Raw genomic sequence first — 13,599 nt, forward strand, 5'->3', positions numbered from 1 at the left:
TGTTCCCGATAAAATGAGCGTACAACAACAGTGTTGTCGAGCGTGGAAACTCGAATACCTACCTGGCATCCTTCCAGGAGTACACAAAATGAGCAATCACTATTCAGCATATAAGAGACGTCTAATCGGATTAACACCACATGAAACTCCTCCTGTCAGGGAGTTAATCGATCGTTCACGCGTGCTGGTTAACGCCATACTTGAACGCCCAGATGAAGCAGGACCCAATTTCGTTATGCTTCTAATCCTTGCCGATCAGCTCCAGATGTTGGAGAACAGTTTCGAAGATGAAGAAGTCCGGCAACTTAGAGATGATAAAAGCTCGTAAATCATTCGTTTATTTAGAACTGCCCACAGCATCGTTTCGATGCTGTGGGATTACTACCGATATTAAGGTACTCTAAATTTCTGTTTCAAATTTGAAGTTTCATTTATTATTATGAGCAGCGAATCCAAATGCTACATACGCATTGGGATGCTGGAATACTTAAAGTATTGCTCCCATATTTATAAAATCATTCATAATTGCATGGTCGCTGGCCACGTTCATACAATGTTCTCTAATTTACATCAGCTAGACAATCACTGTTGAGAGTAATACCCTTTTGATAAAGAAGTTTTTTACTCATTAATAATGGACCAATATTAGCGGGTTTAGTGGAACGCCTGATAGTGAGAGAACTCCTTAACTACTACCTATGATAATATTGCTTAATGCATTTTCCTTTGGGTGATGTTCGCGTTAATTTAATTCATAATATAAATATGATACTTCAAATTGATCGTTAAAACTAAATAGTCCCGAGAACTTAAATGTATAGCCATCTAAAATAAGAAAGACTGTTTGCAAATTAACATATCTATATAAAATCATTTTATAAGCTCATTTTAATAGATATAGATAATTCATGGGCATTTGGTTGTATCATAAACCTTCTTCGACCAAGAACCAAAATGGCTCTGCGTTGAACAGCTCTTCGATACAGTTAGATAGCATGCTCACTTTGGTGCAGGTTCAAATTTAGGAGGATGGATGGGATTTTTCTGGGTGAACATTGGTGGCAGTTATAAAGAGGTGAAAGAGCAAAATTCCCTCTGGGCTCCGCAGTATGGCATGAACAAAAATGCTAAAAAATTTAGGAATGCTTCATGGGAGACTATGAAGGACGTGAAAGCAGGAGACATTATTTTCTGTAATAAGGATAGAGCGATCGTTTATGTCGCTACAGCTAAGGCTGATTCTGCACCGGCACCGCGTCCAGAAAACCGATCTTTTGATAAATGGGAACGCGAAGGTACTCGAGTAGATGTTAATTTAACCGTTTTAGAGCATCCGATAGATGTATCGCAGTTTAGCGAGACGTTTAGGACGGCTTACAATGAATCCTGCAGGCCAGCAGTTTTTGCTGAGGGGGGTTCATGCACCCAAACGTATTTGTGTGAAATACCTGAAGAAGCAGCAAAAATGATAGCTAGCTTCATTAGTGAAAACATATCGATAGATTTCAGTAACGAGAAAGCTCAGGTTAAAGAAGCGACTGGGAGCACCAAAGAATCCGTCATACAGGCTCGTGTTGGTCATGGGCCATACCGAGATAAATTATTTAAGAAATGGCACGGAAAGTGTGCAGTAACTGGAATAGCGGTTAAGTCAATTTTGACGGCTTCACACATTGTTTCGTGGTCAATTTCTAATGAAAAAGAGAAAGTTGACCCGGACAATGGTTTCCTTCTTATTCCTAACTTAGACAAATTATTCGACCGTGGTTTGATCAGTTTTGATGATAATGGGTGTTTATTGTACAAAAACGAGCAAGAGGATTTGCTACGTCAACTTAAAATCCCTTTGGATGCAAAAATTAATGGATTGTTTGAAGGAAATAAAAAGTATCTTAAACGGCATCGAATTCTCTTCAAATTCGACCCTAAGTAGCGAGTGTTTCTGGATTAATTAACTCCTTTTATCATTGTTTTATTTGACTCATTCCTCTGTGAAGAAGGGGCGCAAAGTTGCAGGGTGAGGTAATGGTTGGAATGCCAGATACCTTACCCGTAAGCTCAACATGTTTTTGGGTTATGTTAAGTGCGTGAAAATTTCAGCCAGGAGAGCAGTAATCACTTTTACACAGGTCATCTTGGACAAGGAGATAGTTGAGTTTTAACGAAGGAAGGGAAGGCGGGCTATCTCATGTGTATTTATAAAATGAGCACTTAGAGCAGGGGCATTTAAGGAGAAACAATCATACCGTGGGCACAATTAGGGGCAATTCCGATATGGGTGACGGTTGGTCATGATGATTTATCGCCATAGGCAAGTCATATGATAAAGGTTTTATTTCATTATAATCATAACGTTATGTTAATTTTCTCGCGTTCAATCCCGTATGTGGCTGTTTATACCTAGTATCTATGTGGTTTATCCTTGTTCTTTTGCCCGTTCCTTCATTGGACTTTACTACGATCCCAAGTAGGAGGCTTTTAAAATAAAAGGCTCAACTAGCACACCCGCTACCTGTAAGCCTCACCATTACTCTCACACTTGTTCAAAATAAGGGCTGTTTTCCCCCTAAGCTGGTCACTAACTTCCGTGACGTTGTCATGAAAGGGATTGAGTAAGTAATGTGTAATCCAAAGCCATTTTTTCCTAGGTAATAATATTGGCTACTTAACTTCTTTCACAGCCTAAAGTTTCTTATAGGAGTAAAATCTTCAGAGAGCAAAATATGTTAGTTAATAGAAAGTTTGGCGAGTTGAAAAACGGCGAACACGTTCAAAGGACCATAAAAAAAGCACTTTTAACGCCGCTGATATTCAGACGTTCTGTGAAGGGGCAGCGTGATCTCCACACTCGCAGTCATTCCTGCGGCCAGACTGACTCCTGACGGGACGTTGTCTATATGGATCCGTACCGGAATGCGCTGAGCCAGACGCACCCAGTTAAAGGTGGGTTCGACGTTGGGAAGACCGAGCGTTCCGGGTGAATCATTGGTGTCATCAATGCCCCGACCCAGACTTTCAACGTGGCCGGATAACGTCTGGTTGAATCCCATTAACGCAATCTTAGCGGGGGCTCCGGGCCGTATATATTGCAATTTCGTTTCTTCAAAATATCCGACAACCCAGAAGCTTGCTGCATCCAGCACAGCAACTTTAGTGACTCCGGCTGTGGCATAGTCTCCCGGCTCCAGACGTAAATTCGTGACATAGCCATCGACAGGTGCCCGGACAGTGGCATGTTCGAGATTGAGCCGGGCAAGTTCAAGTGTGGCTAAAGCGCCCTGATAAGTGGCCAGTGCAACACTTGCGGCACCGCTGGTTTGTTGCAAATCCTCCTTCGAAATAACGCCTGAAAGCTGGTTACGCCGCCGTGCGGAGTCCTGACGGACCAACATATCGTGTCGTTTGGCTTCAACGTCGGCCTGCGCGGAAGCCACAGCCAACTGCAACCATTGCGGGTTGATGGAATACAACACATCGCCACGGTGGACAAACTGATTGTCATGAACTGACACGGTGATCACCGGTCCCGACACATCCGGCGCAATTTGCACGACGTTGGCGCGTACCCGCCCGTCACGGGTCCAGGGCGTCTGTGCATTTTTTTTCATCATGGTCACTGCAATGACAATGGCAATTCCCGCCACAATGAGTGTCAGCGCGTAGCGCCCCGTTGATTTCAGGAAGGACTTCATTTTTACAATCCCATAGCGTTCAGACCCTGTTTGAGCAGGGCAAAGAGAATTAAGAAAGCGGCCACATTTACCAGCGGACGGCCGGGTAAAGCGCGGTAAGTTGAGCTAAAGGCCAGAAACCGCAGCAGGATCAGCAGACACAAGAAATCCCCCGAGGCGATAACCAGCAAACCGGGCAGCAGCACACCGCCAAAATTGAAATCAGTAATCATCATTTCTCCCGCCCTCTGGCAGACCCAAAGCAAACCGAAGATCGATAAGAAGCCCGGCAAGGGCGACAGCGCGTTCGTCAGCCGCTGATAAAGCCAGCTTCATCAGGTCCCCGATGTGTTTTTGCACAGCGATGTTCAGTGAAGTATCGGTTTGATTCTTGTTTTCCAGATACCGGGCCATCAGGGAGAACAAGCCCTGCAATGACACTCGGGTTTCATCAGCAGCCTGTTTGTGTAAACGGTGCAGCTGATTGAGAACATGACCGGTGCGCAGGGATTGCAAAATTCCGAAAGGCGCATGATTTAGCGAACCGGCCGCGCCGGGTAACCGGGTGAGCAGTAAGGCGGTCCGGTCAGCCATAAGGTTTATCCATAAGGTTTCATCGGCCGCCGGTCTGAGTGCTTTGCGTCTGGCGTCCCGGCGACTCAGCGTAAGCAGTCGTCTGATGGCCGCCTGAGCCTGCACCGTCTGCAGCAGGCTCATTGTGATGACGCTAAAGCCGGTGGCGTTAAATAACGCAACGGAGGTATTGAGCGAAGCGGCAAAATCACCCTGATAGGCAGACCCCAGATCGCATAAAATCGGCAGCGTTAAGGTGATGCCCATCGCCAGAAAAGTTGTCGGTGGCCTGGCCTGTAAGGAACCGGCAAAGATGAAGACGGGCGCTAATACGGCGACCAGAACAGGGAAATCTGAGACCTGAGGAAGAAGGGCAAAGCTGTAGACCAGACTGATTAACACGCCATAAAACGATCCGAGAATATATTTCATAATGTGCGGAGCGGGCGTGTCGAAACTGCTGAACAGCGTACAGCAGACCCCGAGAACAGATACCGCCGTCGCGCCGTCCGGCCAGGCCGAGTAAATCCACACCAGACATCCGGTGACGATGGTCAGAAATGCCCCGAAAGTGGAACGGGCGGCCATCATGTGATCACGATGAAAGATATACCCTTTTGCCGTTTCAGTAGCCGGTTTTTCATCACTCTGTGCGACCGGATATTCGCGCATTTCCGGGCGTAAAAGCTGATTGCATTCGTGCAGTATTTCGAGGGCTTCTGACAAATGGCGGGTCAGATTGGCGTAAATTCTGTCATCAATCCTCAGCGCGCTCGCAGTAAGGTCGGTTTTTAGTCCGTGAGATCGCGAGATGAGATTTGGGTAAGACTGACGGCGCGGAAGTTCGTCCTCACCGTCCAGCGAGTTTCGTACATCTTCCAATAAGATGCGCAACGATTCAGGGACGTTTTTGCCACCAGCGTTAAGGTATCCAATGTGATCAGTCAGTTCAGCAGTCACCAACACAAGGCGGGCGAGCCGGTCATGGATCATCTTCCGGTGCCTGCGGCGCGTTAGGCTATTAGCGAAATCGTAGGGCAGGTGGGTCCCCATCCCCTGCAATAGCTGAAGCGTGGTTGCCAGCCGCCAGGCTCCGCTATCCTGATGTGGCGTGCCGCGTAATGCTGCTGCTACCGAGTGACGGGCATCGCTCATCATCCCGGACATCTTTTTGTTAAATAACCCGGTGATCCTTTTGGGTGCAACATAACGATGGATGAGCGTGGCGCACAGAATTCCAATTGAGACTTCCTGTACGCGCACGATGGCCGTGTCAAAAATCGCGCCGGGATCGGATAAGGCGGGAAATCCGATAAGGCTCGCGGTGTATCCCGCCAGTACAAAAGCATAGGCGCGGGGGGTGCGGTCGATCAGTGAGAAATAAAGACAAAACGCTATCCATGCAGAGAGCGCGATGCTGCACAGAACCGGACTGTTCACAAAATTTGGAACGATGGCGACGGTCGCCGCTGCACCGATTGTTGTTCCGGCCAGACGATACACACCACGACTGAGCGATGCACCGACCGAGGTTTGGGAAACGATATAGACCGTGACAATCGACCACGAAGGTCGGGCCAGCCCAATGCGCAGCGCAATGTAATAAGCCAGCATGGCGGCGGCAAAACTTTTGATGGAAAACAATATGGCACTGACGTCCTCAGGCAGTGCAGTGCGTAACACAAAAGTCTGTGATGAACGGGTTAAAGCGGCTACGCAATGCCGCAGGTTTGAGAGAGAAGATAATGTGTTCATGGATCGGATTATTGCTGACTTACAATAAAGGGGAAATGCTGTATTCTGTCAATAAATACCTAAATCTTGCCAATATGAAGAACCCAGTTTCAGCGATTTCTGTTTACGATCCGGATCTGACCTCGTGCCCTGCCGTGGCGCGCAAAATCGATTTCACCGAGCATGAGGCCGAGGTGCCGGTTCACACACACCGCAAGGGACAATTTATTCTGACCTTGTATGGCGCGGTGACCTGCACTGCCGGTGATGATATCTGGATCGTGCCGCCTAATTCCGGTGTCTGGATCCCCGGCGGTGTACCCCACAGTGCTAAAGCCACCTGGAACGCACGACTTATCTATTTATTTATCGAGCCCGGCGCCGTGGCGTTACCCGCACAATGCTGCACTTTGGAATTATCGTCGTTTGTGCGGGAGATCATTGGCCGGTTAGTTCAGGAGAGTGCAGATTATCCTCGGGACAGTCACGCGGGCAGGCTGGCACGCGTCACGCTTGATGAGCTGGCGGGCATGCCGCAGCAGAACTTTAATTTACCTGTTTCCTCACACCCTAAAGTACATGCGATGGCGCAGGCTCTGGTCAGCCAGCCGGATGACCGCAGCACGCTGGGTGAATGGGCGAAACGGCTGGCGCTGAGTGAGCGGTCAATGTCACGGTTATGGATAAAGGAAACGGGGCTGACGTTTGGTCGCTGGCGGCAACAGCTGCATCTGGTGGTGGCTTTACGCGAACTGGCGAGCGGCAAACCGGTACAAAATGTTGCTGGCGCGCTGGGATATGAATCCGTTAATGCCTTCATTACGATGTTTAAGAAGGCGATGGGCAGCACGCCTGCGCAGTATTTTTCACAGCGGAAAAATATGTTGTAACTGCATATTCCGGCGCTCAATAAATAAGGAGGAGATATCGGCATCTCCTCCCTGTGGTTACGCCCGAAGTTTCACAGGAATGATATTATAACGGACGTTGGTGAGTGAAAACGGCACGGGGTTGAGTACGGCGCCCCAGCATGCCCATAAAACCGGCCAAAATAGCTTCGATGACTAACATCACAAAGGTAAACCAACTGGCCTTAGCGGTTGCAGCTGCAGCTTTATCAGCTGCTTCACGCGCTTTCTGCTCAGCCTGTTGTTTCAGTTCTTCATATTTTGCACGAGCCTGCTGGTAGGTTTTTTCAGCCTGGCTGACAATCTGATCCGCTTCCTGATCGCTTTTTCCGGTGCGTGCTTTGATGATATTTTTCAGCGCATCACGGTCAGCTGCCTGGAATGTATCTGCATTACGGTTAATCAATCCTTTGATAAAATTAGTGATATCTGTGTCGGCTGTTTGCGGATGATTGGCTGTATCAGTAGCCTGGTTTTTGGCGTTATTGACTTCACCTTCGGTCTTATTTTGCAGATTCTCTGGTTGCAACTCCGTTTTACCGGTCTGGCGCAGAGTGGTCTGAAGTTCATTCTGCAAACTGTCCAGGTTAATATTATTTTCGCCCAACTTGTCTTTCACCATTTGCGTTACCGGTGGTGCCGCAGCCGATATTCCACTGCCTAAGCTTTGCAGCCCGGAACCCACCACACTCGCTGCCCCGCTCACCGCATTGTTGAGCACGGCAATCAGGAACCAGGTACAAATTAAGGTGTTCACACCAAACATCAATACGCCATGCAGGGCACCTTCACGCTGGGCCAGTCGCCCGCTGGCATAGGCACCGGCGGCGATGGAAATTAGCATACTAATGCCTGTCCAGATGGCGGCCCCTTTCCCTAAACCATCGAGTGGGTTTTGCTCTTTCAGGGGATCAAGCGCACTGGCTCCTATCGCCGTCCCTAATATTGCCAGTAACAAATACACCACCATAGAAATAATCACACCGGCAAAAATAGCACTCCATGAAATACGCTTAAGCGGCACGCCGTTTACAGGATCAATCAACGGTTCGTTATAAATTTCAGTGGCAGGTCTTTGATGATCAGTCATTTGGGCATCTCCATGTATTGCCATATTTTTGATAGCAAGAAGGCATTTTATGCCGTCATAGTCACTGCTTATCCTGGCTAATATCAGCACATAATCTCACGATTGCATTAGCTGTCTTAAGGTTAGTAAGAGAATAACGATCACACCAAGAAATAATTATTTACCCAAATAATCATGATGTTATTTACGACATGTTCCGGGCTTATTTAAAATTACTGTAAATAGAAGAGAGCGAACCTCAAGAATAACAACATTCATACTCGTTGTTATCACTCAGGTCAGCGAGATCGAATAAATGATACCCGAGAGAAGAACAGACGTCTGATAAGCCCCGAAGTCCAGAACGAAGAGTTGACTCCCCAGATGTCAGGTGGAGACTTTTGTCTGGCTTTAAGAGGTCAGTTCATTTCGAACGGGGAGCATTTAAGGCCTTATTGAGATCCTGGATGCGCTTCATCGATTTCATGGTTCGCGATGCCGACGCGGACGCGACGGATAAAATCAGCATTTCCAGACACACCAGAACAGTGCCATGAAGAGGCATTTTGCCATTCTCACCCCCACGCGGGACATTGATGACGACGGTGGCTTCCCGGGTAAAAAAGGATTCAGCGGCATTTGTCAGTAATATTATCGGAATTCCCAGACGTTTGGCTTCATGTACCGTCGTTTTCCCCTCACGATGGGCACTCTTCTGTGCCATCATGATCAGCACATCTCCGCGCTGCAGGCCGATCAGTTGTTCCGCCAGCGCAATACCCGAGCGGTTAAGGCAGATGGCGGGGATGCCAATACGGGTAAACAGTCTCGCACTGTACTCGGCTAGAATACCGGACGCATTGATACCAAACAGCGCCACCTGACGGGCGCCGGCCAGTAAGGCAATCGCTTCAGAAATGGCCTGCCTGTTTGCGGGTTCTGCCAGGGCATCACAGGCGCGTTTATGGCCGTCGAGTACAAAGTCCATTCCTGACGTCATATCACATGAAAGTTCGATGACTGTGGTAATCATCTTTTCTTCAGAATTGACCGATGTCCCAAACCACGCCTCCAGCGTTTTTTTCATATCCCGCAACCCGGCAAAACCTAATGCCTGGACAGCACGTATCACCGTCGCGTCAGAAACGTCCGTGGCTGCAGCAATCTCCATGGCGGTTGCGTCCAGCGCTGCCTCACGATTGTTTTGGATATAAGACGCAACGGTTTGCAACCCTGGCGGGAGCGTATGAGCCCGTGCGCGATATCGTTCTCCGAAAACATCGATCCTTTTTTTAATTCGCACATCAGCCATGGAGTTTTATTTATCCTCTTAATTTTTAATCACTTAATAATGATATCGGGTTAACGGACGCTTTTAACCATCTTAGCAATGTAGTGTTTTTAGGGGGAAGGATATTTTTTATCCGGGGCAGTAAAGTCTTGTGATTTTCATCTGGATGAAGAGGTGTTATTGCTTTATATATTAAAATCATCAGGTTATTCGCATCCCTGCTTTGCCCGTCAAGGCGCGGATTAACGCACCTACGTGTAGCAGAAAACTGAAAAAGACAATTTACTACTACATCATCGCGTGATTGAATGATAATCAATTGCATTGGTGGGGTGATTTGTTGTTCCATCACAATAAAAATAAAAGTCAGTGAACAGCCAGAAGATATAACCCATTTCTTTATGTGGATGTTGTTTAAACGCTATCTGGCAATTTTTTATGGAAAAAGGCGTCATTTTCATACCAGGTCGAATTAAATGAATAATAAAGCGTTATTTAATTTTAAAAGAAAACACCATCCTGCATTAATTGCCGCCATTTATGGCATCGCGATGATAACCCCTAATACCGGTTATTCGGCGGACGATGGCGATACGCTGACGATTAACGGTCAGGAGCAAAATAATCAGGGGTACAGCGCAGGCTCAAGTTCAGTCGCCAGCAAAACGCCGACACCTCGTCTTGACGAAGCGCAGTCGGTCAGCGTGGTGACTCAGCAACAGCTTGATGACTATCAGGCTGAGAGCCTTTCTGACGCGATGCGTTTTGTCGCGGGTGTAAGCGAGGGCAATACGCTGGCGGGCACGGAGGATGGCTTTGTCCGCCGTGGCTTCGGTTCCAACTCTGATGGTTCTGTTTATCGTGACGGCGTACGCAGCAGCCAGGGCCTCAATTTTGATGCCACCACTGAACGGGTTGAAGTGCTGAAAGGCTCTGCTTCTTTACTGTATGGGATCCAAAACCCGGGTGGCGTGATTAATCTTGTGAGCAAAAAGCCACAATATGACTGGCATACGAAAGTCAGCGGGCGTTATGCCAGTGAGGGCGGCGGCGCAGGGACAGTGGATGTTACCGGCCCGCTGGGTAACGGGTTTGCATTTCGCATGATCGCTGAAAAACAGGATCAGGATTACTGGCGTAATTTTGGCAGTGACAAGCACACATTAATTTCTCCTTCCCTGCAATGGTATGGCGAAAAGGCCAGTTTCCTGATCAGTTATTCTGATTATCGCTACGACATTCCTTACGATCGCGGTACCGCTTTTATTAACGGCAAACCGATCGATATCGGCTATAAAGACCGGCTGGACGACAAGTCAAACCGGGCCTGGGGACATAATAAAACCCTGAACGCCCATTATGACTGGCAGTTCAGCGACGACTGGAGTACCCGCCTGACGCTGGGTTGGAACCAGCGCCGCTACGACAATGACGAAGTCAGGGTAACCGCAGTGAACACAACAACCGGTGCGGTGACGCGCAGGGCGGATGCTAACCGCGGCTTTAATCATAAAACCAAATATGTCTCCTGGGATCTGCTGGGCTCTCAGGACATTCTGGGCATGAATCACAATATCGTGCTGGGAACGGATTATGAGATGAACCAGACCTATCGTGCTCATCAATATCAGGGTAAGGCGAACAGCAGCTTTAACTACAATGATCCGCAGTACGACATCCTCTCACCGGTTGTTGACAACACGACCGAGAATACGGCGAACGGAAATAACCTTAACCGTATCCACAACCGTTCGGTGTATGCCAAAGACAGTATTTCACTGACTTCTAACTGGATCGCCGTCGTCGGCGGCCGTTATCAGCATTATGAACAGCGTGCTTCAAAAGGATTTGATCCGGTTGTTCAGACACTGGATTCTGAAGGCAATAAATTCCTGCCACAGGCCGGTGTGATTTATAAAGTCACGCCTGATGTGTCCCTGTACAGCAGCGTCAGCAAGTCCTTTACCCCGTCCACGGATGTTGATGATGACGGCAACGTCGGCAAGCCGGAGCAGGGCACAACCTGGGAGGTGGGCAGTAAATGGCAGATGACACCGCGCCTATTTGCCAGTGTGGCGCTGTATCGTATTGATGAGCGGGATATGTCGCTCAGCATCAACGGCAACACCCGCGCCATTGATAAAGCGCGCTCAAGCGGTGCTGAATTTGAGCTCAACGGTGAAATTCTGCCTGACTGGGATGTCAGCGCAAATTACAGCTATGACAAAGCGGAAATTGTCGATGATGGCGTGAATTCCGCCAATAATGGCAACCGCCTGCAAAACGCGCCACGTCATTCAGGGGCACTTTATCTGAGTCATAACCTGACCATTAGCGGCCTGCCGGGAGATTTCCGCATCGGTGGGGGAGCCCGGTATGTCGGCACGCGGGCGGGGGATCCGGAAAACAGTTTCACGCTGCCTGATTATGTTGTCGCTGACAGTTTCGTGGCATGGAATAACCGGCTGTTCGGTGAGAAAACCCAGCTGAAACTGAACCTGAATAATCTGTTTAATAAACATTACTACACTTCCAGTGGCGGTAATCTTCGTGTGCGAGAAGGTGAAACCCGAAATATCATGGTGCAGGCAAGTGTTGAATTCTAATCGAACTATGGCTTACTTCCCCGTCGAAAAGCGCATGTTGCATGCGCTGATTAGCCTGCTGCTTATGTTGTTTCTGGCGCTTATAAGTCTGAAAGCGCAGGCGCGGACCATTATAGATATCGACGGCAATCATGTTGAAATTCCGGATAATCCGGAGCGTATTGTGCTGGGAGAAAGTCGCATGCTCTATACGCTGGCGATGCTGGAACCCGGCGATCCGATAGCACGCATCGTCGGCTGGCCCCTTGATTTGAAGAAATATGACAGTCAGACCTGGGCGATATTTGCGCAAAAATTTCCGGATATACTGGCTATTCCGTCGCTGGGGCTGGGCGGGACCAATGACATGAACCCTGAGAAGGTGCTGGCACTCAAACCGGATCTGGTCATTTTGCCGAGTCTGGCGCGCTATGACGAAGCGGATTTACGGCTGAGAACCATGCTCGACGCCGCGCATATTCCCGTTGTTAAAATAGATCTTCGGGTTCATCTGCTTAAAAATACCACGCACAGTGTGGCCATCCTTGGCGAAGTGCTCAACCAGACCGCAAGGGCACAGGCATTCAATCGCTTCTACGATGAACATATGCAGATCATCCATGACCGCCTGGTTTTCTACCACGGGAAAAAGCCAACCGTGCTGCTTCAGCTACATCTTGGACGCCGGAATGAATGTTGCGTAACGGCGGTAAAGGGAAGTCTGGGTGAACTGCTGTCCTTTGCCGGGGGAGAAAACATCGCCAGCAAAACGGTACAGGGCGTCTTTGGACGATTAAATGAGGAAATGGTGATCATGGCGCAACCCGAAGTCTACATCGCTACCGGTGCGGGTGCTGCTGAAGATCAGAATGATTTGAAACTCGGTCCGGCGATCACTCCCGGCATGGCGCAGCAAAGCCTGCGTGAATTAACGGCCAGACAGAATGGATTACGTGAACTGAAAGCTCTGCATAATGGTCGCACGGGCGTAATTTGGCAGAATTTCTACTTAAGTCCATGGCACGTTGCCGCCACTGAATTTATGGCGAAGACGCTCTATCCCGAGCTGTTTGCGGATATCGAACCGGAGCAGACGTTGAAACAAATCTTCCTTGATTATCTGCCGATACCTTACAGCGGCACATTCTTTGCGTCTGGAGGTCGGTAAATCTTTTCTCATAATGGAATGAGTAAACCGTGTTCACTTCAGGAGAGGCACAGGCTAACACGGCGTACTCCACCGGTAATTTCATTAATGCGCAACTGTTTGGATAATGAAAGAAATCTACCTTGTAGGACTTGCGAAAATAACAATTTACTCAGACATGCATAAAAATTAGAAAGTTTGTGGTTATCGCGCCAACCTTCCCGCCTGAGCATCACGTGTACCTGGCGATATGCGTAGTGAATTCGTGTTTCAGGGATCTCACTGATACACAGGCGCAGTGCGTTGTCATCGGCAGCAACTGAACGATATCTGAACGAACTGCGGCTGAGCCGTAGCGCAAAACAGATTTGTCTTTCGCTGGCACCCTATTGGGCCTGTAAATCCCTGACCCATCCACGCGGGCGTGCCAGCGAGCACGTCCTGCAGCATCGGCTTGTCGAGGCTCAGATCGGCAACCAGCCTCTTCAGCCGCAGATTTTCCTCTTCCAGTTGCCGCATGTGTTTGAGTTCAGAAGGGGAAATTTGATCCTACCCGCGAATAGTGGACACGCGACTAAGTGAGTAAACTCTCAAGTAAGAGGTAACTCATGACAAAATCAG

The 13,599-nt window shown here is 48.5% G+C and carries 10 protein-coding genes and 1 pseudogene; 5 read left to right on the top strand and 6 right to left on the bottom strand.

From position 1 onward, the window contains the following. Window positions 1-88: 88 nt before the first annotated feature. Complete coding sequence (locus tag D5398_RS24380) at window positions 89-328, top strand: hypothetical protein (RefSeq protein WP_229921214.1); 240 nt, start codon at window positions 89-91, stop codon at window positions 326-328. Between the two features lie 705 nt (window positions 329-1,033). Further along, window positions 1,034-1,933: an HNH endonuclease gene (locus tag D5398_RS24385; RefSeq protein WP_119824694.1), complete on the top strand. Its 900-nt coding sequence runs from the start codon at window positions 1,034-1,036 to the stop codon at window positions 1,931-1,933. 862 nt (window positions 1,934-2,795) lie between these two features. Here the strand turns inward: D5398_RS24385 and D5398_RS24390 are convergent. Genes D5398_RS24390 through D5398_RS24400 form a run of 3 tightly spaced genes read right to left on the bottom strand, consistent with a single transcriptional unit; the run spans window position 2,796 to window position 5,999 of the window. Continuing rightward, the gene (locus tag D5398_RS24390; protein WP_120509928.1) at window positions 2,796-3,692 is read right to left on the bottom strand and encodes an efflux RND transporter periplasmic adaptor subunit; all 897 of its coding nucleotides are present in this window, start codon (window positions 3,690-3,692) and stop codon (window positions 2,796-2,798) included. A 2-nt stretch (window positions 3,693-3,694) separates the two neighbouring features. Beyond that, window positions 3,695-3,907, bottom strand: coding sequence for a DUF1656 domain-containing protein (locus tag D5398_RS24395; protein WP_244216840.1), 213 nt, complete (start codon window positions 3,905-3,907; stop codon window positions 3,695-3,697). After that, window positions 3,894-5,999, bottom strand: coding sequence for an FUSC family protein (locus D5398_RS24400; RefSeq protein WP_120509930.1), 2,106 nt, complete (start codon window positions 5,997-5,999; stop codon window positions 3,894-3,896). The genes D5398_RS24395 and D5398_RS24400 overlap by 14 nt, the downstream gene beginning before the upstream one ends. Window positions 6,000-6,073: 74 nt before the next feature. Here D5398_RS24400 and D5398_RS24405 point away from each other — a divergent pair, with 74 nt between their 5' ends. Then, a complete protein-coding gene (locus tag D5398_RS24405) occupies window positions 6,074-6,868 on the top strand; it encodes an AraC family transcriptional regulator (protein WP_120509934.1) in 795 nt (264 codons plus the stop codon). A gap of 85 nt (window positions 6,869-6,953) precedes the next feature. Here D5398_RS24405 and D5398_RS24410 read toward each other — a convergent pair whose 3' ends face one another. Then, entirely contained in the window at window positions 6,954-7,976 is a 1,023-nt protein-coding gene (locus D5398_RS24410; protein ID WP_244216841.1) for a hypothetical protein, read from the bottom strand. A gap of 403 nt (window positions 7,977-8,379) precedes the next feature. Beyond that, complete coding sequence (locus tag D5398_RS24415) at window positions 8,380-9,267, bottom strand: MurR/RpiR family transcriptional regulator (protein ID WP_120509931.1); 888 nt, start codon at window positions 9,265-9,267, stop codon at window positions 8,380-8,382. A gap of 455 nt (window positions 9,268-9,722) precedes the next feature. On the opposite strand from D5398_RS24415, the gene D5398_RS24420 reads away from it, so the two are divergent. Next, window positions 9,723-11,852, top strand: a complete 2,130-nt coding sequence (locus D5398_RS24420; protein WP_120509932.1) for a TonB-dependent siderophore receptor — start codon at window positions 9,723-9,725, stop codon at window positions 11,850-11,852. A gap of 34 nt (window positions 11,853-11,886) precedes the next feature. Next, complete coding sequence (locus D5398_RS24425) at window positions 11,887-12,999, top strand: ABC transporter substrate-binding protein (RefSeq protein ID WP_120509936.1); 1,113 nt, start codon at window positions 11,887-11,889, stop codon at window positions 12,997-12,999. A gap of 176 nt (window positions 13,000-13,175) precedes the next feature. Here D5398_RS24425 and D5398_RS25735 read toward each other — a convergent pair. Further along, a pseudogene (locus D5398_RS25735) lies at window positions 13,176-13,521 on the bottom strand (IS3 family transposase); the annotation flags it as partial. Window positions 13,522-13,599 lie beyond the last annotated feature (78 nt).

Origin of the sequence: Rahnella bruchi, from assembly GCF_003614975.1 — a bacterium.
GTDB classification, from domain to species: Bacteria; Pseudomonadota; Gammaproteobacteria; order Enterobacterales; family Enterobacteriaceae; genus Rahnella; species Rahnella bruchi.